The 25,386-nt window shown below is 56.8% G+C and carries 26 protein-coding genes; 15 read left to right on the forward strand and 11 right to left on the reverse strand.

Going from position 1 to position 25,386, the window contains the following annotated elements:
- Positions 1-14: 14 nt before the first annotated feature.
- The 4 genes from hisD to AC0L6S_RS11485 all read right to left on the reverse strand — a co-directional run bounded on the left by hisD (position 15) and on the right by AC0L6S_RS11485 (position 3,119).
- Positions 15-1,331, reverse strand: a complete 1,317-nt coding sequence (gene hisD / locus AC0L6S_RS11470) for a histidinol dehydrogenase (protein ID WP_473424111.1) — start codon at positions 1,329-1,331, stop codon at positions 15-17.
- Positions 1,318-1,968, reverse strand: coding sequence for an ATP phosphoribosyltransferase (gene hisG, locus AC0L6S_RS11475; RefSeq protein WP_473424112.1), 651 nt, complete (start codon positions 1,966-1,968; stop codon positions 1,318-1,320). Before hisG ends, hisD begins: the two co-directional genes overlap by 14 nt.
- Positions 1,969-2,063: 95 nt before the next feature.
- Entirely contained in the window at positions 2,064-2,309 is a 246-nt protein-coding gene (locus AC0L6S_RS11480; RefSeq protein ID WP_473424113.1) for a BolA family protein, read from the reverse strand.
- 138 nt (positions 2,310-2,447) lie between these two features.
- Positions 2,448-3,119 (reverse strand): MlaC/ttg2D family ABC transporter substrate-binding protein, encoded by a 672-nt coding sequence (locus AC0L6S_RS11485; protein ID WP_473424114.1) that lies wholly within the window; start codon positions 3,117-3,119, stop codon positions 2,448-2,450.
- A 183-nt stretch (positions 3,120-3,302) separates the two neighbouring features.
- Here AC0L6S_RS11485 and AC0L6S_RS11490 point away from each other — a divergent pair, with 183 nt between their 5' ends.
- The 11 genes from AC0L6S_RS11490 (at position 3,303) to yjgA (ending at position 12,295) form a co-directional block, all read left to right on the forward strand.
- Positions 3,303-4,277, forward strand: a complete 975-nt coding sequence (locus tag AC0L6S_RS11490) for a calcium/sodium antiporter (protein ID WP_473424115.1) — start codon at positions 3,303-3,305, stop codon at positions 4,275-4,277.
- 14 nt (positions 4,278-4,291) lie between these two features.
- Positions 4,292-5,272, forward strand: coding sequence for a KpsF/GutQ family sugar-phosphate isomerase (locus AC0L6S_RS11495; protein ID WP_473424116.1), 981 nt, complete (start codon positions 4,292-4,294; stop codon positions 5,270-5,272).
- A gap of 119 nt (positions 5,273-5,391) precedes the next feature.
- On the forward strand, positions 5,392-5,961 hold the full coding sequence (gene lptA / locus AC0L6S_RS11500) for a lipopolysaccharide transport periplasmic protein LptA (protein WP_473424117.1): 570 nt from the start codon (positions 5,392-5,394) through the stop codon (positions 5,959-5,961).
- Positions 5,939-6,664 (forward strand): LPS export ABC transporter ATP-binding protein, encoded by a 726-nt coding sequence (lptB, locus tag AC0L6S_RS11505; RefSeq protein WP_473424118.1) that lies wholly within the window; start codon positions 5,939-5,941, stop codon positions 6,662-6,664. Before lptA ends, lptB begins: the two co-directional genes overlap by 23 nt.
- Positions 6,665-6,841: 177 nt before the next feature.
- Positions 6,842-8,335 carry an RNA polymerase factor sigma-54 gene (locus tag AC0L6S_RS11510; RefSeq protein ID WP_473424119.1) on the forward strand — a complete coding sequence of 498 codons (1,494 nt, stop codon included), beginning with the start codon at positions 6,842-6,844 and terminating at the stop codon, positions 8,333-8,335.
- Positions 8,336-8,407: 72 nt separating this feature from the next.
- Entirely contained in the window at positions 8,408-8,695 is a 288-nt protein-coding gene (gene hpf, locus AC0L6S_RS11515; protein WP_473424120.1) for a ribosome hibernation-promoting factor, HPF/YfiA family, read from the forward strand.
- Positions 8,696-8,705: 10 nt separating this feature from the next.
- Entirely contained in the window at positions 8,706-9,164 is a 459-nt protein-coding gene (gene ptsN / locus AC0L6S_RS11520) for a PTS IIA-like nitrogen regulatory protein PtsN (protein WP_473424121.1), read from the forward strand.
- Between the two features lie 15 nt (positions 9,165-9,179).
- Complete coding sequence (gene rapZ, locus AC0L6S_RS11525) at positions 9,180-10,034, forward strand: RNase adapter RapZ (RefSeq protein ID WP_473424122.1); 855 nt, start codon at positions 9,180-9,182, stop codon at positions 10,032-10,034.
- A gap of 12 nt (positions 10,035-10,046) precedes the next feature.
- Entirely contained in the window at positions 10,047-10,316 is a 270-nt protein-coding gene (locus AC0L6S_RS11530; protein WP_473424123.1) for an HPr family phosphocarrier protein, read from the forward strand.
- A gap of 100 nt (positions 10,317-10,416) precedes the next feature.
- Complete coding sequence (mgtE, locus tag AC0L6S_RS11535; protein ID WP_473424124.1) at positions 10,417-11,769, forward strand: magnesium transporter; 1,353 nt, start codon at positions 10,417-10,419, stop codon at positions 11,767-11,769.
- A complete protein-coding gene (yjgA, locus tag AC0L6S_RS11540) occupies positions 11,762-12,295 on the forward strand; it encodes a ribosome biogenesis factor YjgA (protein WP_473424125.1) in 534 nt (177 codons plus the stop codon). Before mgtE ends, yjgA begins: the two co-directional genes overlap by 8 nt.
- Here the strand turns inward: yjgA and AC0L6S_RS11545 are convergent.
- The 6 genes from AC0L6S_RS11545 to AC0L6S_RS11570 form a co-directional block, all read right to left on the reverse strand.
- Positions 12,277-16,320: a YhdP family phospholipid transporter gene (locus tag AC0L6S_RS11545; RefSeq protein ID WP_473424126.1), complete on the reverse strand. Its 4,044-nt coding sequence runs from the start codon at positions 16,318-16,320 to the stop codon at positions 12,277-12,279. The genes yjgA and AC0L6S_RS11545 overlap by 19 nt on opposite strands.
- A gap of 26 nt (positions 16,321-16,346) precedes the next feature.
- Positions 16,347-17,825, reverse strand: coding sequence for a ribonuclease G (gene rng / locus AC0L6S_RS11550; protein WP_473424127.1), 1,479 nt, complete (start codon positions 17,823-17,825; stop codon positions 16,347-16,349).
- Positions 17,826-17,835: 10 nt separating this feature from the next.
- Complete coding sequence (locus tag AC0L6S_RS11555) at positions 17,836-18,462, reverse strand: Maf family protein (RefSeq protein ID WP_473424128.1); 627 nt, start codon at positions 18,460-18,462, stop codon at positions 17,836-17,838.
- 1 nt (position 18,463) lies between these two features.
- Entirely contained in the window at positions 18,464-18,952 is a 489-nt protein-coding gene (gene mreD / locus AC0L6S_RS11560; RefSeq protein ID WP_473424129.1) for a rod shape-determining protein MreD, read from the reverse strand.
- A gap of 3 nt (positions 18,953-18,955) precedes the next feature.
- A complete protein-coding gene (mreC, locus tag AC0L6S_RS11565) occupies positions 18,956-19,792 on the reverse strand; it encodes a rod shape-determining protein MreC (protein WP_473428588.1) in 837 nt (278 codons plus the stop codon).
- Between the two features lie 102 nt (positions 19,793-19,894).
- A complete protein-coding gene (locus AC0L6S_RS11570) occupies positions 19,895-20,932 on the reverse strand; it encodes a rod shape-determining protein (protein ID WP_473424130.1) in 1,038 nt (345 codons plus the stop codon).
- Between the two features lie 228 nt (positions 20,933-21,160).
- Between AC0L6S_RS11570 and gatC the strand changes: the two genes are divergently transcribed.
- Genes gatC through AC0L6S_RS11590 form a run of 4 tightly spaced genes read left to right on the forward strand, consistent with a single transcriptional unit; the run spans position 21,161 to position 24,690 of the window.
- Entirely contained in the window at positions 21,161-21,448 is a 288-nt protein-coding gene (gene gatC, locus AC0L6S_RS11575; protein ID WP_473424131.1) for an Asp-tRNA(Asn)/Glu-tRNA(Gln) amidotransferase subunit GatC, read from the forward strand.
- 29 nt (positions 21,449-21,477) lie between these two features.
- A complete protein-coding gene (gatA, locus tag AC0L6S_RS11580) occupies positions 21,478-22,944 on the forward strand; it encodes an Asp-tRNA(Asn)/Glu-tRNA(Gln) amidotransferase subunit GatA (protein ID WP_473424132.1) in 1,467 nt (488 codons plus the stop codon).
- Complete coding sequence (gatB, locus tag AC0L6S_RS11585; protein WP_473424133.1) at positions 22,944-24,392, forward strand: Asp-tRNA(Asn)/Glu-tRNA(Gln) amidotransferase subunit GatB; 1,449 nt, start codon at positions 22,944-22,946, stop codon at positions 24,390-24,392. Before gatA ends, gatB begins: the two co-directional genes overlap by 1 nt.
- 7 nt (positions 24,393-24,399) lie before the next feature.
- The gene (locus AC0L6S_RS11590) at positions 24,400-24,690 is read left to right on the forward strand and encodes a PA4642 family protein (RefSeq protein ID WP_473424134.1); all 291 of its coding nucleotides are present in this window, start codon (positions 24,400-24,402) and stop codon (positions 24,688-24,690) included.
- Between the two features lie 39 nt (positions 24,691-24,729).
- Here the strand turns inward: AC0L6S_RS11590 and smrA are convergent, their stop codons facing one another.
- A complete protein-coding gene (gene smrA, locus AC0L6S_RS11595) occupies positions 24,730-25,341 on the reverse strand; it encodes a DNA endonuclease SmrA (RefSeq protein ID WP_473424135.1) in 612 nt (203 codons plus the stop codon).
- Positions 25,342-25,386 lie beyond the last annotated feature (45 nt).

The raw sequence follows: 25,386 nt of genomic DNA on the forward strand, positions 1-25,386 counted from the left end.
CGCAAAATGTTCACTCATTTTTCGACCGGCGTATCGCCTTCCGTTTTCAGGCGCATCTCGGCACTGCGTGCATGCGCTGTCAGTGACTCACCCCTGGCCAGTACAGACGCCATTGCACCCAACTCCTGCACCCCGCGTTCACTACACATGATGACAGAACTGCGCTTCTGAAAATCGTACACGCCCAGCGGCGAGGAGAAACGGGCGCTGCGCGAGGTGGGCAATACATGATTGGGGCCTGCGCAGTAATCACCGAGGGCCTCAGAGGTGAATGCGCCCATGAATATAGCGCCGGCATTTTGCACCAGAGGTAGCAGGCTCTGCGGATCGCACACGGATAGCTCCAGGTGCTCGGGGGCGAGCCGGTTGCTCACCGTCACCGCATCCGCGAGATCGCGCGTCAGTATCATCGCGCCACGTGCCCCCAGAGAGGCTTCGATTATGCCCGACCTCTCCATGTTGGGCAGCAGTCTGTCGATACTCGCCTGCACCGCGTCCAGGTAATCGCTGTCGGGACACAGTAAAATCGACTGGGCGTTCTCATCGTGTTCCGCCTGGGAGAACAGATCCATCGCCACCCAATCAGGGTCCGTCTGCCCGTCGCAGATAATCAGGATTTCTGACGGCCCGGCTACCATATCAATGCCAACCCGGCCAAACACCTGACGCTTTGCCGTGGCGACATAAATATTGCCGGGGCCGACGATTTTGTCCACCGCGGGCACGGTGGCAGTACCCAGGGCCAGCGCTGCGACAGCCTGGGCGCCGCCGATGGTGAACACCCTGTCCACACCGGCAATTGCAGCCGCGGCCAGCACAAGGTCATTTATCTCGCCACCGGGTGCCGGCACCACCATAATGACTTCCGCTACGCCGGCCACCTTGGCGGGTAGTGCATTCATCAGTACTGACGAGGGGTAACTGGCCTTGCCACCGGGAACATAGAGGCCGACACGCTCCAGCGCAGTGACCTGCTGACCGAGTAGGTTGCCGGCATCGTCGGTAAACTGCCAACTCTGCTGCACTTGGTGCTGATGAAAGCTGCGCACCCTTTGCGCCGCATACTCCAGCGCCTCGCGCTGGTCGGGCTCGATGCGATCGAGCGCAGCCTGCAGCCGCATCCGGGATATCTCCAGTTCGGTAACAGAACCGGCCGTCAGCTGATCGAAACGTTCAGTATACTCAAGCAGCGCTGCATCCCCGCGCTGACCGATGTCAGCGATGATGGCGGCCACGGTCTGGTTGACGGCGAGGTCGGATGCCTCCTCCCAGCTTGTCAGCTGCGTCAGGGCGCTGAAGAAATCCGCGCTGCGTGTATCAAGCCGTCGCACTCTCCGCCTCCTCAACTGCTGCGGTCAAATCCGCAATAATCCCGGTAATCGCGGCATAGCGGGAGCGCATGGCGGCCTTGTTAACCACCAACCGGGAACTGACAGAGGCAATCTCCTGAAGTGGCTCCATGCCATTGGCGCGCAGGGTGTTCCCTGTATCGACAATATCGACGATCTGATCAGCGAGGTTCATGATGGGAGCCAACTCCAGCGCGCCATAGAGCTTGATCAGGTCAGCGTGCACGCCGCGCTGTGCAAAGTAATCCCTGGCGATATTGACGAACTTGGTAGCAACCCTGATACGTGTGCCATCGCTTTGCCAACCCACTCGGGCAGCAGTCATCAACCGACAGCGCGCGATACCCAGGTCCAATGGTTCGTAAAGGCCCTCGGCGCCCTGCTCCATCAGGATATCCTTTCCCACCACACCCATGTCGGCAGCGCCATAGCGCACATATGTGGGGACATCAGTACCGCGCAGCACCACCAGTTGCACGTCGGACCGGTTGGTATCGAACACCAATTTGCGGCTGGTGTTGATATCCTCCAGCGACTCAATTCCGGCGCGTGCGAGCAAAGGCAGCGTCTCCTTCAGGATACGCCCCTTGGTAAGTGCTATGGTCAATTTGTCATTCATAGTATCCATCGCGCCGGAATACCTGCTAGCGCCGGCTGCAGTTACAACCCAGCCGGGTATCATTGAATTTATCCGTTACAGGTTGGCTGCGCTGCTCAAGCCTGAGCTTGCGCCCGCCACTGCTCAGGCGTAAAGGTGCGGATATTGACAGCGTGAATACTGCCATCTGCGATATGATCACTCAGCGCGGCGTAGACCAACTGCTGTTTTTTCACCGGGCGCAGGCCTTCAAACACTTCGCCGATCGCAGCGATATTGTAGTGACTGCCCTCGCCCTCCACGTAAAACTCACAATCGGGCATGTGCTTCTGTAACAACCCTTTGACTGCGTCTGTATCCATTTTGGAACTCTCCTGTCCACCCTGCCTAATGTTGCGTCAACGACGCTCCCGAGACGTGGGCCACCTCAAAACGAGCAGTAAAAAGGCGGCATTTTATGAGAAAAATCGCAAGATAGCGACCGCCACCGCACAGCAATACTATTTATCGACGTCGACAACCACCGTCGTCCAGTTGGCGATAACCTCGTCCAGGTTCCCGTCGCGCTCTCGTGCTGAGGCCAGAAACTGGTCGCGGTAGATCTCTCCCAGATTCACGTTCTCAATGATAACGTTGTTCAATTTCCACTCCCCGGACTTCTCTTTGCCCATCTGGTATATCACGACATAGGGATCACGACGGTCTGCGTAGATCAATTGCTGCAGTGACATGCGAGAGCGGCCGGAGGCCTCTTCGTCGGGTGGGGTGAGCTCAATCCTGGAACCGCCGAATGCCAGAAGACCCTTGCTGTAGGTACGCACCAGAGATGCGCGCATCGCCGCTGTGAACTGGTCGAGCTGCTCTACTAATTTACTGCGCCCAGCCTGGTCGAGGCTGCGATAGCGATCAGAACTGGCATAGGGGCCCATCACCTTGCGCGCAAAGCCGCGGTAATCGATCAGGGGGTCAAGCAGCGCCTGCACTTGCTGGTAGTAACGCTCCGGATCTTCCTCTGCGTACGCATTGGCCGCCTCCACCACATCCATAACCTGTGTGGTGGTATCCTGTACCAGATCATAGGCGGCGTGGTTCTGTGCGACAGCACGCAAACTGCCACTTGCCGCCAACAACAATGCAACGATCACTCCTACTTTTAGACTGCGAATTGACATTCCTGTGCTCCATTTTTCAATTTGTTACCACTCTCAACCGCAATGCCCTGTATACTCGGCTTCTAAACACAAAGGACACCTACTACCTCACCAACCCATGTTACTTCATGTTTTCGACATCTATACCGCCTCTGAGGTTCCCCTGCACCGGGCGGCGCACACTTTAACAGGAAATTCGTTCGTATGCTGTTAGCAGTGGCCATGATTCTCGTCGGCTTTATAGTCCTCATCTGGAGTGCGGACTTGTTTGTCGCAGGCGCGGCCTCCATCGCCAAAAACATGGGCATGTCCCCCATTATCGTCGGCCTGACCATTGTCTCTGTCGGAACATCGGCTCCGGAAATTCTCGTGGCGATCACCGCCTCGCTGTCCGGCGCCGGCGAGTTGGCCATCGGTAACGCGATCGGCTCCAATATTGCAAATATTGCGCTGGTGCTGGGCATTACCGTGCTGGTCGCTCCCCTGATGGTACAAGAGCGATGCATGAAATCGGAAGTGTTCCTGTTGCTTGTGGCAACCATTGTCGCTGGCCTACTGATTATGGACGGGGAGCTGTCACAGTCAGATGGCTGGCTGATGGTCGCCCTGCTGGTATTTATCATCGCGCGACTGGTGAATCAGCAGTTCAAGGATCCGGGACTGTTGGAGGAAGCGGGCGAGGAACCAGAGAAGTTACTGACACCGGGGCGCGCCTGGCTCAGCTTTCTGGTGGGCCTTGCCCTGCTGATTGTTAGTTCCAAGCTGCTGGTGTGGGGAGCCGTTCATACGGCGCAGGAACTGGGAGTATCGGAACTCGTTATCGGCCTCACAATTGTCGCGATTGGCACCAGCCTGCCGGAGTTGGCTGCCACTATCGCCAGTGCAATGCGGGGACATACTGAGATCGCACTGGGCAATATTATCGGATCAAACCTGTTCAATTTGCTGGCCGTGATGGCTATTCCCGGCATTGTGGAGAGCCACACTCTGGAGCCGGCGGTCATCTCGCGCGACTATCTGGCGATGACACTGCTGACAGTGTTCCTCGCGTTCGCCATTTTTATCAGCCGTATGCGCAGTAAGTCATCAGAGGGCCACTCCTACCTTGGGCGTATACTGGGAACGCTGTTAGTGTCGTCCTATGCGCTGTATTATTACTCACTGTACTCGACGATGTAGGCCAGAGGTTCGTTATGCCGGAGCAAAGCTCCATCAGTTTCACCCAATCGGCGCAGCGCACCATCCGTATGGAGGCTGCTGCAGTTGCCGCGCTGGAAGCGCGAATTGGCCAGGATTTCACCTCAGCCTGTGAGCTCCTGTTGCAGGTTCGCGGGCGCATCATTGTCACCGGTATGGGCAAATCGGGCCATATCGCGCGCAAAATTGCCGCCACCCTGGCCAGTACTGGCTCGCCGGCATTCTTTGTCCATCCGGGCGAAGCCAGCCACGGCGATATGGGTATGATTACCGCCGATGATGCCGTCATTGCACTGTCCAACAGCGGCGCTGTTGCAGAAGTGATGACGCTCATTCCGCTGCTCAAGCGGCTCGGTATACCGCTGATAAGCATGACAGGGAATCCGCAGTCCCCGCTGGGAAAATCCTCCGACGTTCATCTGGATACCGGCGTTGAAACCGAGGCCTGCCCACTGGATCTGGCACCGACATCCAGCACCACCACCGCGTTGGTGATGGGCGATGCACTGGCTATCGCGCTGCTGGAGGCACGCGGCTTTACCGCAGATGATTTCGCGTTCTCTCACCCGGGGGGAACACTGGGCAGGCAACTCCTGCTGAAGGTGCAGGACGTGATGAAAACCGGCGACGATATACCGATGGTGACAGAGGAAATCAAACTGTCCGAAGCCCTGCTGGAGATCAGCAACAAACGTATGGGCATGACAACTGTGGTCAATAAAGACGGTACACTCGCGGGCGTGTTCACCGACGGCGACCTGCGTCGCGCCCTCGATACGCGCACCGACATCAACGAGACTTCGATAGGGCAGCTGATGAGTAAGGGCGCAAAAACGATTGAGGCCGACATGCTCGCGGCCGCAGCGATGCACATCATGGAAGAAAACGAAATCAGCTCGCTGGTTGTTCTCAATCAGGACGGCACACTCACCGGTGTTCTCCACTTAAAAGACCTGCTCCATGCGGGCATTGCCTGACACGGAACTACCGCTTGATGACGCCGTCTAAAGATTGCGAGACAATCGCCCACCGGTCGCCGGGCCAAGCGGCACCCATCCCATCCAATTTCCACCACAACGCTTTGCGGAGTGCACCCATGTCAAGACGCTGTCCAAAAACGCATACCAAATCGACGCAGTTCTTTGCCGGTTTACTGCTGCTGGTGACAGGGCTCTTTGCGGCCCTCACTGAGGCATTGCCCGAGGATCGCGACAAACCCATGCGCATTACCGCGGACAAGGCCGAGCGCGACGACGTCAACGGCGTCACTATTTACCGGGGAAATGTCATCGCGATCCAGGGTAGCCTGAAACTGGAATCCGAGAAACTCACCATCTATCTGGACGATGGGCAGGCAAGCAAGATTGTTGCCGAGGGGGCACCGGCAAAAATGCAGCAGAGACCGGAAGTGGACAAAGAGATGGTCTATGCCAGAGCCCGCATCATCACCTACTACAGACCCGAAGAGCGAGTACACCTACAGACTGACGGCTATGTTGAGCAGGATGGCTCTATCGTCAACGGCGATTCAATTGACTATTTTATTGAGCAACAGCTGACCAAGGCGATATCGGATCCAAAACGCAAAGACGACAGAGTGGTCGTCGTGCTTCCTCCCAGTGAACTAAAGGACGAGGACGATAGTGGCGCAACTGAGAGCGAATAATCTGGCCAAGGCCTACCGCGGACGGGAAGTTATTCACGACGTTTCCATCGAGATAGACAGCGGCCAGATCGTCGGCTTGCTGGGCCCTAACGGCGCGGGTAAAACTACCTGTTTCTACATGATCATTGGAATCATTCCGGCTGACCGCGGTTTAATCACCGTTGACGGTGAGGATATTACCAGTCTCACTATGCACGAACGCGCGCGTCGCGGCGTCGGTTATCTGCCCCAGGAGGCGTCGATATTTCGCAAGCTGACTGTCGGCGACAATATCATGGCTATCCTTGAAACGCGCTCGGACCTAAATAAAAAGCAGCGTCTGGCCCGGCGTGACGAACTGCTGGAAGAGTTCCATGTCCAGCACCTGCGGGACAGCCTTGGCCAGGCGCTGTCGGGTGGCGAACGACGACGTATCGAAATAGCCAGGGCATTGGCCACTGAGCCGGATTTTATTATGCTGGACGAACCTTTCGCCGGTGTAGACCCAATCTCAGTCACCGATATCAAACAGATCATTCTACACTTACGCGATCGCGGTATCGGAGTGTTGATAACCGACCACAACGTGCGGGACACACTGGATATCTGTGAAAAGGCCTATATCGTGGGCGAAGGTCAAATTATCGCCTCTGGAACAACCGAAGATGTACTGGGCAACGAACATGTGCGCCAGGTATACCTTGGCGATCAGTTCCGTATGTAACCCCTTCCCGGCGCGGTCGCGCAGGCCATAGCCACGAGTTTTCGACCACCTCACAAAACCAAGCAATTTTCACGCCAAGCGGTTGCCACCCGTTGGCCACGGGGGCTACACTGGCTGTGTAAGTCCCAACGGCCGGGATGATACCCGCGTGAGATAAACAATGCTCCGAGTCTTGAAATGAAGCAGTCACTCCAGTTAAAGCTGGGTCAACAACTTACGATGACGCCGCAGCTGCAGCAGGCGATTCGATTGTTGCAGCTGTCCACACTGGACCTCCAGCAGGAGATCCAGCAGGCACTGGATAGCAACCCGCTTCTGGAGATGTCTGAGGATGACCCCTACACTTCAGGTGATGACGCACCGGACAATACCGATGACGCTTCGCGCAGCAAGAACGACAAAAACGATGACAGTACCGAGGAAGCGCCTGACTGGAGCTCGAAGGAGGTAGACGGGGAGTCCTCCCTGTCTGATGATCTGCCTGTTGATGTGCAGTGGGATGATCTGCTGCCTTCAGCATCGGCGCCAGCATCACAGGGTGATGAGAACAACGATCATGATTTCTCTGCACAGAACTCGGCCAGTGAATCACTCCGTGAGCAACTGCTGTGGCAGCTTGGGCTGACCCGACTCTCCGATACAGACCGCCTTATAGCGCTTTCGATCATTGACGCTACGGATGCCAACGGTCGCCTCCTGAGCAGCCCTGAAGAAATTTACGAGAGCCTGGCCGATGACCTCGAGATAGATTTTGACGAGCTCATCGCCGTACTGCACCGGCTCCAACAGTTTGAGCCCTCCGGGGTCTGCGCTCGCGACCTGCAGGAATGCCTGCTGATACAGCTAAACCAGTTACCACCCACCACGCCCTGGCTTGATCAGGCGAAACTGATTGTCAGCCGCTACCTGAACCAGTTGGCAAGCAGCGATTTCGGCCAGATTCTCAGGCGCGCGCGAATTAGCGAGGACGAACTCAAACAGATACTGACGCTGATTCAGTCACTGGACCCCAACCCGGGCTACACTGCGGTACCCGAGGAGGTCGAGTACGTTGTCCCCGATGTCTTTGTCACCAAGAAGAATGGTCGCTGGCTGGTAGAACTCAACCCCGATATCGCACCAAAATTACGCATCAATACCGGCTACGCCAGTTTGATCAAACGCGCCGATAACAGCGCCGACAACACCTATTTACGTGATAACCTGCAGGAGGCGCGCTGGTTTCTGAAGAGCCTGCACAGCCGCAACGAAACCCTGATGAAGGTTGCCAGTAAAATCGTCGATCACCAGCGAAATTTTCTCGAGTATGGTACCGAAGCCATGAAACCACTGGTATTGCACGAAATTGCCGAGGCCGTTGAAATGCATGAATCCACAATCTCGCGAGCCACCACAAACAAATATATGCACACACCCAGAGGTGTCTTCGAACTCAAGTATTTCTTCTCAAGTCATGTAGGGACCACCAGTGGCGGAGAGTGCTCGTCCACCGCCATCAGGGCGCTGATTAAAAAACTTGTGGCCGCCGAAAACCCGCGTAAGCCATTGAGCGACAACAAAATTGCAGCGCTTCTGAAAGAACAGGGCATTGAAATTGCCAGGCGCACCATAGCCAAATACCGTGACGCTCTTTTTATACCACCATCCAACGAACGCAAACGTCTGGTCTAGAATCAAACTATCAGCAACCGGCCTCGCCGGCATTAGGCACCAATAGTCTCAAACCTGTAACAGGAGCAACCTATGCAACTCACCATCACTGGTCACCACCTGGAAATCACCACTCCCCTGAAGGACTATGTCGAAAGCAAGCTCGAGCGATTGCAACGCCACTTCGACCATATAACCGCTACCGATGTCATTCTTACGGTGGAAAAAAAGGTGCAGCGTGCGGAGGCCACTGTCCATATCGCCGGTGGCGACTTGTTTGCACACTCTGAATCAGAGGATATGTACGCAGCGATAGATGCCCTTTCAGACAAATTGGACCGCCAGCTGATCAAACACAAACAGAAGCACCGGGGGCACTAGACACGCGACAATGAATGCTCTCAGTCAAATACTGACCCCGGCACGCACCGTGTGCTGCGCACCGGGGATCAGTAAAAAGCGGTTATTTGAAACCATCGCGACCGTCGTCTGCGACGATCAGACCGCCCTGCCTTATGATCAGGTCCTGGATCACCTTATCTCTCGCGAGAAGTTGGGAAGCACTGGTCTCGGCCAGGGTATAGCCATCCCGCATTGCCGGGTGGGTGACTGCACTGAACCACTGGGTGCACTGCTTACGCTGGAAGAACCGATACCGTTCGACGCTCCGGATGATCTACCTGTAGACTTGCTGTTTGTGCTCCTGGTGCCGGAGGAAGCCCAGCAACAGCATCTGGATATCCTCGCGACAGTGGCAGGCCTGCTCAGTCAGTCAGATTTCTGTGCTCGCTTACGCGCGGCGAGCAACGACCTTGCGCTCTACGAAATCGCGTGCAGTGATTCAACCTGACAAGGAGAGTTTTCAGTGCGATTAATCGTCATTAGTGGACGCTCGGGCTCGGGAAAAAGTACCGCCCTGCACCAGTTGGAGGACGAGGGGTTTTACTGCATCGATAACCTGCCCGTGTCGCTGCTGCCTGCACTGATGGAAAAGGTCAATGACAAGGAGTTTCAGCTATTTCAGGGCACTGCAGTCTGCATTGATGCGCGCAATGCCTGGAAGGATCTAAAGAATTTCCGTGACATCCTGGAGAAACTGCCATCCTCGGCAGAAGTGCAGGTTTTGTATCTGGACGCACAGGTAACGGCGCTGTTGCAGCGCTTTGGTGAGACGCGACGCCGTCACCCCCTCAGTACCGAATCGGTTTCATTGGCTGAGGCGATAGACCGGGAGCAGGAACTGCTGGAGCCCATCTCGCGAAGCGCCAATCTGGTGCTGGATACCAGCCAGATGACGGTCTACGAACTGCGCGATGCAATTAAGCAACAGTTGCTGGGCACCAGCACCGGAACCATGTCGATACTGATTCAATCTTTCGGTTTCAAGCGCGGTGTCCCTGCCGATGCCGACCTCGTGTTCGACGTGCGGATGCTGCCCAACCCCCATTGGGTAAAAGAGCTGCGCATCAAGACCGGCCTGGATGAAGAAGTCAGCGCTTTTCTCGAAGAACAGCCCATGACCGCTGATCTCTATCGCGATCTCCGTCACTATCTGGATACTTGGCTTCCTCGCTATCGCGAGGGCAATCGCAGTTACATGAATATTGCCCTGGGTTGTACCGGCGGCCAACATCGTTCAGTATATTTGGCGAATCGCCTTTACAAGCACTACCAGACGGAATATCCGTCAATGCATATAAGACACAGAGAACTCCAGTAGACAGGTCAGCGCGTGATTCGAACTCAGGTACGTATTATCAACAAGCTCGGTTTGCACGCTCGTGCGGCAGCCAAGTTTGTCGCCTGCACTTCCGCCTTCTCCAGTACCATCAAAACAGGCAAGGACGGCAAGTGGGTTGACGGTAAAAGCATCATGTCAGTGATGATGCTGGCCGCTGGCAAGGGCACCATATTGGAGCTCGAGATTGACGGCAACGATGAGCAGGAAGCTCTGACCGCCTTGCAAACACTGCTTGAAAACCGTTTCGACGAACCCGAGTAAACTGCAGTTACGTAACTAATCACGTTGTTGCAGACCCCGCTTTTCCGGATAATTCTTTCTGCGGACATCCTGTCCTGAGAGGCTTTTCCCGGGTATACAAATGGCGCAGAATCAAGAAGTTTCCCAACGAACTCTCGACAGGCTTTCTGCGGCGCTCGAAAGCGGCACGTTCGTCGATGTCCGGCGCATGCTAAATGGCTTATCTCCCCCCGACATAGCGCACCTGATCGAATCATCCCCGCCCCGGTTCAGGCATATTCTCTGGCAGATGGTGGATGCCGAGCGCGAAGGCGAAGTGCTCGGTGAACTCGGCGACGACTTACAGGCTCAATTCCTGGCGGCGATGAACGCGGCGGAGGTGGTGCAGCTTACCGAGCATCTGGAAGACGACGACATCGCCGACATCCTGCAGCAGTTGCCTGGCCACATCATGCAGGAAGTGCTGTTCGCGATGGACCAGCAGGACCGTGCTCGACTGGAACGGGTTATGCACTACCCGGACGATGTCGCCGGCGGCTTGATGAACACCGATACAATCACTATCCGGGCCGCACTGACCCTTGATGTGGTTTTACGCTACCTTCGTCGACATAGCGAAATCCCGAAGATGACGGACAACCTGATCGTGGTAAACCGGTCCGACAAATATATCGGCCTGTTGCCTCTGCGCACGCTGTTAGTTTCGGATCCCTCTACGTCAGTACGGGAAATGATGGTCACTGACGTGGAGCCGATAAACGTCAATATGTCCGACACAGAGGTCACGCGGCTGTTCGAGCGCAACGACTGGGTGTCCGCTCCGGTCGTTGACGAGGATGGTACACTGCTGGGACGAATCACCATTGATGACGTCGTAGATGTTATCCGCGAGGATGCGGACCGTTCGCTAATGTCCATGGCCGGACTGGATGAGGATGAGGATACCTTCGCCCCTTTTATACGTTCGGCACCGCGACGCGCGATATGGCTCGGGATAAACCTGATTACGGCGTTCATTGCCGCCTCTGTCATCAACCTGTTCCAGGGCACGATCGAAAAAGTCGTCGCGCTGGCGGTCCTGATGCCCATCGTAGCGTCTATGGGCGGCATAGCCGGGACACAGACACTCACACTGGTCGTACGCGGCATCGCGATGGGGCAAATCGGTAAAACCAACCAGGCCTGGTTGATCAATCGGGAACTCCAGATCGGACTGATGAATGGCATCCTCTGGGCCGTGGTAGTGGCAGTGGCAGCCTCGGTGTGGTTTGACGACTGGACTATCGGCGGTATCATCGCCGGGGCCATGATCATCAACCTGGTAACCGCTGCCCTCGTGGGGGCTGTATTGCCACTGTTTATGACGCGGATAAAAATCGACCCTGCACTTGCCGGCGGTGTGGTCCTCACCACCGTGACGGATGTCGTAGGTTTCGTCTCTTTCCTTGGGCTGGCGACACTCTTTTATGGCTAAGTACCGTCCGGATGACAAGGTCGAGATGGAGGATGCTCCCAGCAAAAGTGCACTCAAGCGGGAGATGCACCGACTGCAGGCGATGGGCGAATCACTGGTAGAGCTAAATGACAGTCAACTTGGGCAGATTCCGATCGATGACGACAGGCTGTTGTCGGCTATCCGGGAATGTCGTCAGATACGCAGTAACAGTGCCCGTAAGCGTCATCTGCAGTTCATTGGTAAACTGATGCGCAACATAAACCCCGCTCCTATCGAACAGGCACTGCAGACACTGCATACGGCACGTCAGCAAAACGCGGCCGCCTTTCATCAATTGGAGCAACTGCGTTCGGAAATACTGGCCGAAGGTATTGCAGGTGTGGAACTGGCGGTTGCGCGATTTCCCAGTGCAGACCGACAACATTTGCGACAGCTGCTGTTACAGCATGGTCGCGAGACCGAGCAGAACAAGCCCCCTGCGGCCAGCCGCAAACTGTTCGCCTACCTCAGGGAACTCCAAGAGTTTCAGGGCGACTCTGACTGAACCGGCGGCAGTGCCTCAACTGCGGAACGCTCTGATACACCGCTGACTTCGCCCACTGCTGTATCGTGCGCTGCTGCATCGTTCGCAGCGCTATCCGATGCGCCGCTGTCTCTGCGCTCTGATGAACTGCTGGCGGCACTCTTTGTTGCACTGTCGAACATGCGATCAAAGCTGACCGCGGGATCATCCCACGAGCCGGTGATGGTGTAGACGGCGCTGGAAAGTCGGTTCATCTGCTCGCTGAACACTTGGCTCACCACAAACACACCCGCAGCCACAGGCAGGCTGGCGGCCAGTGCGGCTATCCAGGACAAATTGTTCGCAACCGGCAGCGTGGCCACCAACTGGCCGTCCAGGGTTCGGCTGCGCAGATCAGATACCCCGCTGAAGCGAAAGCTTGAACCGCCCTCCACATCCATGCGCGCCACGGTGAGGATACCGTCCCGCACCTCGATCTCGCCCTGAACACTATCAAAGGGTATGCCCGTTTCAAACGTATTGGACAGGCTCAGTCGTCGCACAATGTCGGCGAGGTTGAGAATACTGGCGACACGCACAGCGCCACTGGCACCGGCCGGGGCATTCAGAAAACTGCCTGCACCTATCTGCAGTTGCAGCGAGCCCTCTCCATCCGCGAGCGCAAACGACTGCGGACTGCCGGGCCAGCGAAAATCTACCTGCACAGCGCCATCCTCAGTTTCCAGGATACGCTGGTAGTCAAAATACGCCAGCGTCTCACCCAAATCATCAAAACTGAGATCCACTTGCACTTCTGTGTGTGCACGCCCCCCCTGATGCCAAATTAGCTGACCGGGCCGCCCGGCACTCAGCTGCAATCCGGCCAGGTCGCCTGTGATATTCTCCGCAGAGAGTACATCAGCTTCGCTCGAGAGGTCGAAATCCAGTTCGCCGAGCCGCTTCTCCGACTGAAAGATGTCGCGCAGTGACACGGTCATGCGGGGTAGCTCCAACGACGAATCACCACCGCCCTCCGGAGCCTTGAAACCCGGCATACCATCGATGTCCAGGTATTCCACTGTCAACTCCAGTGGAGCGTCAGTTCCAGCACTGAAAAGCTCACCACGCAGCCAATCGCTCGCCATATTAAACTGCCAATGTGCAGGGCGCAGGGCCAGATCAAAGACAAAATCGCGAAGCTCCTGCCCCGCCACCACTACACTATCGACGTGGAGTTGATCGACTTCGACCTCTAGTGGCAAGTTCGTGGCCTGCTCCTTTTCAGACGAAGGCACCAGTACAACCTGCTCGGCGGAATCAGCCTGTGTTGTTTGCTGGTGAAGCCCTTTCCTCAGTGCACCCGGATCGCCAAAGTAGCGATTCAACAGAAGCATCCACTCATCAACCTGCAACAGCGCTGTTTGACCCGCGACCCGCAACACACCATCACTAACTGCCGGTGCCGGTTGGTTAATCCCCAGCGCACCCGCGCGCACAACCCCGGCGTCCATGGCCAGCTCCAGATGCAGGTCCTCGCCTATGTCCACCGCCAGAGGTATCACGCCCTGCGCCAGCGGTATTTCCAGTCGAAAGCGTCTCTCTTCCTGTGCGTTTTTTTGCCACGGCTGCGGCAGGTCCATGCTGACACCCTGCAAATCACTGGTAACAATCAGCACGGGGGCCGCACCCGGCGCGAGACGGATGCCCAGGTCTGCATCGGCCTGGCCGCTGGCAAAATCCAGGGCGTCCAGTTGTAACCAACGACGAATATCAGCCAACTCAACACGGGTGGCCAGATCAATATCCACTATGGTGGCGGCCGGGTCGTAGGCACCACCATTGCGGTCGTGCTCTTGGCGCAGAGCTGCAGTGACAGTATTTCCCCAGAGCGTTGCCATCAACTCTGAGGCACTGAATCCCCTGGCCGTGCTGTACTCAAACTCGCCATTCAGTGACTGCAACGGCAGCTGGCCTGGCATTACCATCAGCTCCACATCGCGCCATACTGTGGCAACATCCACCTGTGGCGCAGCTGACGGGTCGGTGAGATTCATGTGCAGTTGCAGTTCCGTGTCCAATTGCCCACTGGCCGTCCAGGCAGCAAAAGTCGGCCCAACCACCTGTGCCAGCGGTGATTCCTCCAACACTCTGAAACCATCACTCACAGGCCCCTGCAAATTCCCCTGCAGGTCCAGCGTTAGATCACCCACGGCACTGAGTCGGGTTTCCACCGACAGTGCATCAACACTGGAGTTATAGAGGCTGGCCTGCTCCGCCCACACGCTGACATTGCTATCATTGATCAACACGACACCCTCCTCGACCAGCACGGGTGGCCAGCTCGGATGGTAGTTTAGTGCGGTGTCTTTAACATTGAATGCAAGCTGCACCGTGCGCAGTGCGGCCGCCCCCGGCCTCAGACTTCCGCGCCAAAGAAAAGCGCCCTGCTCGATATCACCCTCGCCAATACTGTCCGACAACCAACGCAATAATGACGGATCGAGCGTGAAGGGAATGTATTTTACACGGTGCACGGGGTGGGTATCATGTAGACCCACCAGCAGATCCATCTCGATCCCGATCTCATCCTCAGCCAGCGGGATATTGAGGCCGAACAGCACCTTTGCCACACCCTCTTCACCCTGCGTGGTCAGCAGGCCGCTCGTAAGTGTCACCACCTCGCTATTCCAGTCCAGGTGCAATGTGCCATAGAGATCGTCAAAATACAGCGGTTCACTGTAAATCGCGGGGAAGTCCAAACTCATCGACTGGCCATCAAGAATCACGAAACCACCGGAGGCAGACAGTTCAGTAAAACCGTTCACAGTCGTCACCCCAGGCGCTCCGTGCAGAGATTCTACCGCCAGATTTTCAAAGTTCGCCGCTAGCTGCCAGTCATCACCCGGTTGATTGATATCATCGATATCAATCTGCAGTGCGCTGACCTGTCCCCGTGGCTGCAATGCCGCAAATACCTCTCGTAATGCCTCGGAGACAACGTCCTGACTGGTGATGATGGTATTTATCGGGGCCAGCGAAAAGCCGCTGGAGCGCAGGCGCAGCGCACTTCCCTCCATGTCCATTTGCAGTCTGGGGAGGGACCACTCGACATCATCATTCTCAAGCTGTAAATCAGCTACAAACAGTGCCCATTTATCATCGCGCTGCGACAATCTGGCCTCCAGCGCCAGTCGCTGCAAAGGCATCTGCCAGGATGTCCCATCCGCCGAGACCAGCAGATCGGCGCCCTCAAGCCGGGCCTGCAACGACGGCCGCCCCCTGTCCCAATTCAACCAGAGTTCCAGATCCACTGTGCCATCAGCCCAGGCAGTCACTGCGTGTTCGGCAAACATCTCCTTCACCGCTCCGAGGTGGGCGGATTGCATATCCAGATACACCTGCCCCGAGAACTGATCGGGCTTGAAGGGATCTCCCAAACCTTGTGCAACAATGGCTATTCGCGCACCGGCAGAGGAAGCCAATGTCCCCTGCACATGTCGCTGACTGCCCTCTCGAGACAGTTCAAGCTGCAGCGCCATGTCGCGCACCTCACCATCGGGCATCGTCAGCAGCAGGCGGTTGTCACGCAGCGCGACATGTTCGACATTCAGCAGGAACTCCTGCAGCGGTGTTGCCGTTCCGACGGCGCCACTCCCGAGCCCTGCCAGCGTAAACTTGCCCTCGTTTGAGAGTTCGCCGCGCAGACTGAGGCCATCGAGTACTAGCCGGGTCATCTGCAGAGAGCGTGTCCGCAGACTATTCAGAACGTCTACATCCATACGTCCTCGGGACAGCTGAAGGGGAGGGCTCTCACTACCGGGCATAGTGATGCTCAACCCGGTTAATATGAGAGAGGGAGTGAACGACTGCCACTGACCAGTGACCTGCTGCGCCTCCACGCCAAACGGCAAACGCTCATTTAGTGCCTGGAGGATCTCACTGCGAAAATTGGACAGGTTCGCCGTGAGCAGACGCCCCATGCTGACATAAGTGGCCAGCGTCACTATCAAAATGATCAGAATCACCCAGAGAGCGCCGGCAACTTTTTTGTAAACGAGATTTTCCAAGCATCAATTCCGCGCGCACTGCCTGTCTAAAGCAATATGATGTCAAACTGTTCCTGGTTATAACCCGGCTCTGCCCGCAAGCTGATCGACTTGCCGATGAACTCTGCCAAGTCGGCTAGGTGCGCTGACTCCTCATCCAGAAGACGATCGATAACGGCCTGCGACCCCAGCACCATCAGCCGGTCGTTTTCATAGGCGCGGGCATCGCGCATAATTTCCCGAAAAATTTCATAGCAGACGGTCTCGGCAGTCTTAACCATACCGCGCCCACTGCAAACGGGACAGCCTTCACACAGCATTCTTTGCAGACTTTCCCGGGTGCGCTTGCGTGTCATTTCAACCAGGCCCAGCTCTGAGACGCCGGTAATCTGGTTGCGTGCGGAATCACGCTGCATGTGTTTCTCCAGAGTACGGTGCACCTGGCGGCGATGCTCTGCGTCCTCCATATCAATAAAATCGACTATGATGATTCCGCCCAGATTGCGCACCCGCAGCTGTCTGGCGAGCGCGGCAGCAGCCTCCAGATTCGTCTTGAGTATGGTTTCCGCCTGATTCCGTCTGCCGACAAAGGAACCGGTATTCACGTCGATAGTTGTCATCGCCTCGGTCTGGTCGATAATCAGATAACCGCCAGATTTAAGATCAACGCGCGGCTCCAGTGCCCGCTGGATTTCATCCTCGACAGCGTGCAGCTCAAACAGGGGGCGCTCGCCGCTGTACAATTCGAGCAGACCGGCCACTTCCGGTACATAGTCATCGCAAAATTCCTGCAGCGCAGTGAAACACTCTCGGCTGTCGATCTGAATACGCTCGACCGATGGCCTCACCATATCGCGCACTATGCGTAGATAAAGCGGCAGTTCCTCGTAGAGTAACTCCGTATCGGTGGCCGCCGCCGCGCGCCGAGAAACTGCAGACCACAGACGACGAAGGAATCTCAGGTCCGCGACAATTTCTTCCTCACCCACGCCCTCGGCGGCCGTGCGCAGAATAAAGCCGCATGCTTCCTCCATGGGCCGCGCTTCAATAGATTGAGATAGCAACTGCTGCAGACGCGTCCGCTCCAGTGGGTCGTCAATCAATTGTGATATACCAATGTGGTCGGATTGCATTAACTTCACGAGGTAGCGGGTCGACACCGACAACTCAGTGGTAACGCGGGCGCCCTTACTACCCAGCGGATCTTTAACCACCTGCACCACGAGTTTCTTACCCTCGTGCAATAAGTCAGCGATACTGTCGGAAGAACGGCTCTTGTCTGCGCGGCCAGTACGCGGCGTGGCAACAATATCCGAGACATGCAAAAACGCCGTGCGCTCGACGCCTATGTCGACGAATGCCGCCTGCATACCCGGTAACACCCGCACGACTTTACCGGCGTAAATATTGCCGACGATACCCCGGGCGGTAGAACGCTCGATAAGAATATCCTGCGCGGCGCCGTTGTCGACCAGCGCCACACGGGTTTCCATCGGGGTGAAATTGATCAGAATTTCTTCACTCACGGTTCTATTCTCACCCATCTGCCCTCGCAACCCCGGCGGACGTAGCGGGGGTCAGCGCGGTTTCAATTCCGTGGGCCGACAATAATCGCCACGTCTCCCACAAAGGCAGGCCCACCACGTTAGTGTAACTACCCTCAATGGTGCGTACAAAAGCACCCCCTAGCCCCTGAATGCCATAAGCACCGGCCTTATCCCAGGGTTCACTAGTGTCCATATACGCCGCGCAATCAGCAGGACTCAAGGTGGCAAACTGCACTCTGGTCTCCACCACCTGGCTGTCGATTTCGCCTCCAGCTGACAGGCATATTGCTGTCAATACAGTGTGCCAGCGCCCACTGAGACAGGTCAGGGTAGCCATCGCCTCTTCACGATCACGCGGCTTCCCCAGCACTGTGTCGCCCAGCACCACGGTAGTATCCGCTGCGAGCACGACATAGTCGTCGGGAGCGGGTAAGCGCAGCGCAACCGCCAGGGCTTTCTCTTCCGCCATACGCTGCACGTATGCAGAAGCCACCTCTCCCTCGCGTTGCGACTCGTCGATATGTGCAGGCTCCACGGTATATCTGGCACCCAACTGATTCAGCAGTTCCCGGCGACGGGGAGAGGCCGATGCAAGTATCAAGCGTGGCAAACCCATCTCAACTTACCTGATAATAGCGGCGCAAACCGCGCAGGCTGTGCAGAATGACAGGCCACAGCAGTGCGCTGGACAGTGCCGGCAGTAGGAAGAGTCGCGGCAACACGCTGGCGCCCTCTATGCTCTGCACCCATTGACAGATCAGCTGATTGATGCCGACCAGAATGAAAACCACCACGGCCTGCTGCCACAGGCTGTATACTCGCAAACGTTGATAGAGCAGCTGAGACAACAATGCTACGATCACCAACGCGAACGCGTTCTGCCCTAGTACGGCGCCCTCCAGAACATCCAGCCCGACCCCCAGCAGTAGTGCAGCGGTAATTCCCACCCGCTGCGGCAGTGCAATACACCAATAGATAAGCGTCAGCGCCACCCACTCGGGTCGACCCCATTGCAGCCAGGCAGGGAGTGGTATTACAGCCAACACGTATGCCAGAACAAAAGTCAGAATTATGATGGGATAGCCCTGCCCGCCCCTGGTTGCCACCGATCAGCCTTCCTGGGTTTTGCGCGTTGTGAACACCAACAGAACGTGTCGGGTGCGATCCAGCGCAGCACTGGGCTCCGCCAACACACGCGCGAAAGTTTCTCCGGAGTCCCGTTCTACCACGGTCACCACCGCCACCGGGTAGCCTTCAGGAAACCGCCCACCGAGGCCGGAAGTGACCAACAGATCTCCGACCTGTATATCGGTGTTCGAAGAGACATGACGAATTTCGAGCGACCCCAACTCGCCGCTGCCCTCTGCGATAGCACGCACACCGTTGCGATTGACCTGCACGGGTACGGAGTGCGTGACATCGGTGACCAGCAGAGCCCGCGACGTGCTTCCGCTGACCGCTACAACCTGCCCCATCAAACCGTCCGCATCGATCAATGGCTGCCCGACAAAGACACCGTCTTTTTCGCCCTTGTTCAATACCAATTGCAGGCGCTCCGGGTCCGGAGACACGCCGATCAGCTCCGCAACCAACACGTCATCGCGCAGCAACGCGCTGGAGTTGAGCAGCTTGCGCAGCCGCACGTTCTCACCCTGCAATGACGCCATCTGCTGCGAACGCCCCTGTAGTATCAGGTTTTCGCGGCGCAGGCGGTCGTTGCTTTCCAGCAGCTGTGTTCTCGACTGGGCGTGGATTTCAGTCCATTCGCTCACGCGAGATGGCAGATTGGCCACCCAGAAAATGGGCGCCGCCAGTGTATCGAGTGCAGAACGTGCAGTTTGCAGCTTGTTGTAGCGCAGGTCTGCGGCGATAAGCGCGATCACAATGGCCATCGCCAGCAATACGCGCCACAGTAGGGAGGAATCTTTGACAAATAATGGCTTGATGTGCGCTCCTCAGTTACCGATATCGACACATTCGGCCCGATGGCTCAACCCAAGGTACTTGCCATGGGAATACACGCATAGCACCGTGTCCACTGAGACGAGTTACTCAGTGGACAGTAGATCTATGGTGCGTCTATCCATTCGTTCCATAGCGATACCACCACCGCGAGCGACGCAGGTCAGGGGGTCGTCCGCGACGATAACCGGAAGCCCGGTTTCTTCAGAAATCAGTCGATCCAGATCGCGCAGCAGGGCGCCGCCACCCGTCAGAACAATACCGCTTTCAGCAATGTCGGCGGCGAGCTCCGGCGGAGACTGCTCGAGAGCGGACTTTACGGCCTGCACAATCGCCGCCAGCGGATCCTGCAGTGATTCGAGTATCTCATCGCTATTGAGCGTAAAACTGCGCGGCACACCTTCAGCCAGATTGCGCCCGCGTACATCGATTTCACGCAGCTCACTGCCGGCAAACGCACAGCCCACTTCCAGTTTGATACGCTCGGCGGTGGCATCACCGATGAGGCTGCCATAGCGACGGCGTACGTGAGAGACGATGGCTTCATCAAAGCGGTCACCGCCAGTGCGGACAGAATCCCGATAAACCACTCCATTGAGGGAAATAATGGCCACCTCGGTTGTACCACCACCGACATCTACCACCATACAGCCAGTGGCTTCATCTACGCTTAGACCGGCACCGATCGCCGCCGCCATAGGTTCTTCTATCAATCGCACATCCCGCGCACCGGCGCTGAGCGCCGATTCGCGGATCGCGCGGCGCTCCACTTGCGTCGACATACACGGCACGCAGACCAACACTCGCGGGCTGGGGCGTATAAACTTGCTCTCATGCACTTTCGCTATAAAGTGCTGCAGCATCTTCTCCGTCACCAGAAAATCGGCGATTACGCCGTCTTTGAGCGGACGGATAGCGGTGATATTGCCGGGCGTGCGGCCCAACATACGCTTGGCCTCCGTGCCGACTGCCTCAATGGTTTTCTGGCCATTGTGCATGCGAATGGCGACCACCGAGGGCTCATTCAGCACAATGCCTTTATCCCGCACATAAATCAGTGTGTTGGCCGTACCTAGATCAATGGAGAGGTCACTTGAGAACACCCCACGCAGCTTCTTGAACATGAATTTTTGCTACCCTGTGAAAACAACGGGGAACCCCGCGTTAGAGTTCTTTTTTACTTCTCTACTAACCGGCTTTAGTAGTAGATATAGTGCTTTGCGACCGGCTTTTTTTGGGAGTTGGCTGAATTGTGCAACTGTACCAACCACAGGGATTTTGGGCAAGGCGCAAATGTGATAAGTTTACGCCCCCCCGCCGCTTCGAGAACCGGACCCAGCGATTAAAACACTATGAGTATTGAGCAGAATGAGATTACCAAGATTGCGGAACTGGCCCGAATCCGCATCGCCGGCGACGAAATTGGCCAGGTCACTCAGCGCATTGCTGAAATCCTGCAAATGGTTGACCAACTTCAGGCCGTGGATACATCCAATGTGGAGCCCATGGCCAACCCTCTGGACGCAACCCAGCAGCTGCGCCCCGACGTCGTAACCGAGACAGACCGCCGCGACGCCTTCCAGGCGATTGCCCCCGCCGTCGAAAACGGCCTCTATCTGGTTCCCAAAGTCATCGAATAGGCGGCCTACGCCGCATCAGGACAGTTGTAATGCACACAAAATCTGTTGCCCAACTCATTGCAGGGCTACGTGAACGCCAGTTCTCCAGCAAAGAGCTGACGCGCGCTTATCTTGACCGGATAGCCGCCCTCGATAGCCGCTATAACAGCTTTATCAGCGTGGACGAAAACGCGGCAATGGCCGCTGCTGCCGCTGCTGATGAGCGCCTTGCGGGCGGAGACGCCGCCCCCCTGACAGGTATTCCGATAGCCCACAAGGATATCTTCTGTACCGAGGGCCTGCGCACCAGCTGCGGCTCGCGCATGCTGGACAATTTTGTTCCACCCTACGACGCCACCGTCATCCAGCGTTTCAAGACGGCCGGCGCAGTGATGCTGGGTAAAACCAATATGGACGAGTTTGCGATGGGCTCGTCCAATGAAAGCAGCTTTTATGGCCCGGCGCACAACCCCTGGGATACCAATCTGGTACCGGGTGGTTCCTCCGGAGGCTCTGCGGCTGCAGTCGCCGGCCTGCTGGCCCCGGCTGCCACGGGTACCGACACCGGTGGCTCTATTCGCCAGCCCGCTGCCTTTTGCGGTATCACAGGCCTGAAGCCCACTTATGGCCGCGTATCCCGACTCGGGATGGTCGCCTTCGCCTCTAGCCTGGATCAGGCTGGACCGATGGCTCGCAGCGCTGAAGATTGCGCTTTGCTGCTCAATACCATGGCCGGACACGACCCGCTGGACTCTACTTCCGCAAACACCGAGAGCGAAGACTACTGCCGCACCCTGAATAACCCTCTGGAGGGCCTGCGTATCGGCCTGCCCACTGAATACTTTGGCGAGGGCCTCGACAGTGCCACGGGTGAGTGTATCAACAGCGCGCTGCGGGAGCTTGAGGCACAGGGCGCCACACTGGTGAATGTGTCGCTGGCACACAGCGCGCTCACCATTCCGACCTATTACATCATCGCACCGGCCGAGGCCTCCACCAACCTGTCGCGATTCGACGGTGTGCGCTACGGCCACCGCTGTGAAGATCCTGCGGACTTGCACGATCTCTACACCCGCACCCGGGAAGAGGGTTTCGGTGATGAGGTCAAACGCCGCATTCTGGTCGGCACCTATGCCTTGTCTGCCGGCTACTACGATGCCTATTACAAGAAGGCCCAGCAGGTACGCCGCCTGATCAAGCAGGATTTCATGGACTGCTTTGAACAAGTCGATATCATTGCCGGCCCCACCACACCTGGCCCAGCCTTTGCCTTGGGCACTAAGACCAACGACCCGATCGCGATGTATCTGGAAGACGTCTACACCCTCGCGGTCAATCTCGCGGGGCTTCCCGGTATGTCTGTACCCGCCGGGTTTGTGGATAACAAACCGGTGGGACTGCAGTTGATCGGACGTCACTTTGACGAGGCTCGGCTGCTCAATGTTGCACACCGTTTTCAGCAGGCGACCGACTGGCACCTACGCTCGCCAGATGACGTTGCCAAAGGAGTTGCCTGATGCAATGGGAACCTGTGATTGGGCTGGAAGTGCACCTGCAGCTAGCCACCAAATCAAAAATTTTCTCCGGCTCGCCCACTACCTTTGGCGCGGAGCCCAATACCCAGGCGAGTGCGGTAGATCTGGCCATGCCGGGAATGCTGCCGGTGCTCAATGAGCAGGCCGTGACCTTCGCGGTGCAGTTCGGACTCGGCATCGGCGCAGAGATCGGCAAACGCTCGGTGTTCGACAGGAAAAACTATTTTTATCCCGACCTACCCAAGGGCTACCAGATCAGCCAATTTGAGGCCCCGATTGTCGGCAAGGGCAGCTTTGATATCCTGATGGAGGATGGCAGCAGCCGCAAAATTGGTATCACGCGCGCGCACCTTGAGGAGGACGCAGGGAAATCACTGCATGAGGATTTTCACGGGCAGAGCGGCATCGACCTGAACCGCGCCGGTACGCCGCTGCTGGAAATTGTCTCGGAGCCAGAAATTCGCAACGCGGCGGAGGCAGTGGCCTATCTTAAGGCACTGCACAGCTTGGTAACCTACCTGGGCATCTCCGACGGCAATATGGCCGAGGGCTCGATGCGCTGCGACGTGAATATTTCTCTGCGACCAGCCGGCTCAGAGACACTGGGAACCCGCGCGGAGATAAAGAACGTCAACTCCTTCCGCTTCGTGGAGAAGGCCATCCGCCACGAGATCGAACGGCAGGCTGACATTCTCGACGACGGCGGCAAAGTCGTGCAGGAAACGCGGTTGTACGATGCTGACCGGGACGAGACCCGCCCGATGCGCAGCAAGGAAGTAGCTAATGACTACCGCTATTTTCCGGAGCCAGACCTGTTGCCGGTGGTTATTGACGATGTCTATATCGACGCTATTCGCGCGGCACTCCCGGAATTGCCAGCCGATAAACGCCTGCGATTCACAGAGCAATATGGCCTGAGTACCTATGACGCCAATGTGCTCGCTGACAGCCGCGCCCTGGCCGACTACTTTGAATCCGTGGTAGCCGATTGCGGCGATGCCAAAATCGCCGCGAACTGGGTGCAGGTGGAACTGCTGGGCCAACTCAATCGCGACGAGCGCAGCATCGAAGATTGCCCGGTATCCGCAGCTGACCTCGGCGCGCTGATCTCGCGCATCCTCGACAAAAGTATCTCGGGCAAGATCGCCAAACAGGTGTTCGAGGCGATGTGGCAGGGAGAGGGCAGTGCCGATGACATTATTGCCGCCAAAGGATTGCAGCAGGTCAGCGACAGCGGCGCGCTGGAAGTCATCGTCGACGAGGTGATCGGCGCCAATGCCGCGCAGGTGCAGCAGTATCTCGATGCCGATGACGGAAAACGCAAAAAACTGGTTGGCTTCTTTGTCGGCCAGGTCATGAAATTATCCAAAGGCCAGGCAAACCCGCAAATGGTCAATGAATTGCTGGCGAAAAAGCTGGTCCAGGAGTAATAGCAGCATGCGTAAAGACAAAGAAAAGGTCGTCGATGAAGTCTGGACAGAGGATCACGTCCGAAGCTACCTCAATGTGCGGTCACACGATGGCACGGCGGAGGATTTTCGCACCTTGATAAAGGCTTACCAGAGCATGAAAGCCGAAGATTTTGAAATGTTCGTGGGCTTTTTTTGCGAGGAAGGGCGCGATCTGAATGCCGTGGACAAGGATGGGCGTACGGCGTTGGACATTATTTCTACGCATCGGCGTGGGGTTGAGTATGTTGAGATTCTTAAAGCGGCGGGGGCGGCTTAGCTGTTGAATCTGGCCGGGGGCTGTTGCGGCAGGGCTTGCTTATTCAGGATCAAAGGGCACTCGGCCTTTGGAGAATTTTTCGCGATTCTCGCGCTTTTTTTCCTCGCTTTTGCGCAGTAGGACATAGGCCGCGCCGGTACCACCATCGCGCGGCTGAGCGCTGTGAAATGCCAGCACCTGTTCCAGGTCGCGCAGCCATTGATCGACACAGCCTTTCAGGATGGAACTGCGCGCCTGCTCGGCTTTGCTTTCGCCCTTACCGTGAATAATCAGCACACTGCGAAGGCCGTATTGGTAGGACTCCTCGATAAAGTCGAAGATTTCCTTTCGGGCGACTTCTGCCGTCATACGATGCAGGTCGAGTCTTGACTGGGCTTCGTAGCGCCCCTGTTTGAGCTTGCGGAATACACCGTTCTGCACGCCCGGACGTTTGAAGGCGAGTACATACCAGGCATCCAGCGGCAGGATGCCGGATTCTGTCAGGCTGTTGCGCTCACGCTGTGGGGCCAGCGAGGCGGCTCGCCTGCGGTGCTGCAGTGACGCCTCACTCTCGGCATGTCGCTTGCGGCTGATGGCGACCCTTGGTTCGCTGTCCCTGCGTACCACGTCAGACATTGCCTGTGAAAATTCTTCGTCGCCATCGCTGTTCATATTACCCACCCTGTCTACACTCCGGTAGTATAGCGTCAGGCACGG

Source organism: Halioglobus sp. D3-4 (assembly GCF_055809315.1).

What these genes read in the sequence shown, in the direction of transcription:
- hisG (WP_473424112.1), bottom strand. Translation starts at nt 1,968, where the DNA reads ATGAATGACAAATTGACCATAGCACTTACCAAGGGGCGTATCCTGAAG.
- AC0L6S_RS11480 (WP_473424113.1), bottom strand. Translation starts at nt 2,309, where the DNA reads ATGGATACAGACGCAGTCAAAGGGTTGTTACAGAAGCACATGCCCGAT.
- AC0L6S_RS11485 (WP_473424114.1), bottom strand. Translation starts at nt 3,119, where the DNA reads ATGTCAATTCGCAGTCTAAAAGTAGGAGTGATCGTTGCATTGTTGTTG.
- AC0L6S_RS11490 (WP_473424115.1), top strand. Translation starts at nt 3,303, where the DNA reads ATGCTGTTAGCAGTGGCCATGATTCTCGTCGGCTTTATAGTCCTCATC.
- AC0L6S_RS11495 (WP_473424116.1), top strand. Translation starts at nt 4,292, where the DNA reads ATGCCGGAGCAAAGCTCCATCAGTTTCACCCAATCGGCGCAGCGCACC.
- lptA (WP_473424117.1), top strand. Translation starts at nt 5,392, where the DNA reads ATGTCAAGACGCTGTCCAAAAACGCATACCAAATCGACGCAGTTCTTT.
- AC0L6S_RS11510 (WP_473424119.1), top strand. Translation starts at nt 6,842, where the DNA reads ATGAAGCAGTCACTCCAGTTAAAGCTGGGTCAACAACTTACGATGACG.
- hpf (WP_473424120.1), top strand. Translation starts at nt 8,408, where the DNA reads ATGCAACTCACCATCACTGGTCACCACCTGGAAATCACCACTCCCCTG.
- ptsN (WP_473424121.1), top strand. Translation starts at nt 8,706, where the DNA reads ATGAATGCTCTCAGTCAAATACTGACCCCGGCACGCACCGTGTGCTGC.
- mgtE (WP_473424124.1), top strand. Translation starts at nt 10,417, where the DNA reads ATGGCGCAGAATCAAGAAGTTTCCCAACGAACTCTCGACAGGCTTTCT.
- yjgA (WP_473424125.1), top strand. Translation starts at nt 11,762, where the DNA reads ATGGCTAAGTACCGTCCGGATGACAAGGTCGAGATGGAGGATGCTCCC.
- AC0L6S_RS11555 (WP_473424128.1), bottom strand. Translation starts at nt 18,462, where the DNA reads ATGGGTTTGCCACGCTTGATACTTGCATCGGCCTCTCCCCGTCGCCGG.
- AC0L6S_RS11570 (WP_473424130.1), bottom strand. Translation starts at nt 20,932, where the DNA reads ATGTTCAAGAAGCTGCGTGGGGTGTTCTCAAGTGACCTCTCCATTGAT.
- gatC (WP_473424131.1), top strand. Translation starts at nt 21,161, where the DNA reads ATGAGTATTGAGCAGAATGAGATTACCAAGATTGCGGAACTGGCCCGA.
- gatA (WP_473424132.1), top strand. Translation starts at nt 21,478, where the DNA reads ATGCACACAAAATCTGTTGCCCAACTCATTGCAGGGCTACGTGAACGC.
- gatB (WP_473424133.1), top strand. Translation starts at nt 22,944, where the DNA reads ATGCAATGGGAACCTGTGATTGGGCTGGAAGTGCACCTGCAGCTAGCC.
- AC0L6S_RS11590 (WP_473424134.1), top strand. Translation starts at nt 24,400, where the DNA reads ATGCGTAAAGACAAAGAAAAGGTCGTCGATGAAGTCTGGACAGAGGAT.
- smrA (WP_473424135.1), bottom strand. Translation starts at nt 25,341, where the DNA reads ATGAACAGCGATGGCGACGAAGAATTTTCACAGGCAATGTCTGACGTG.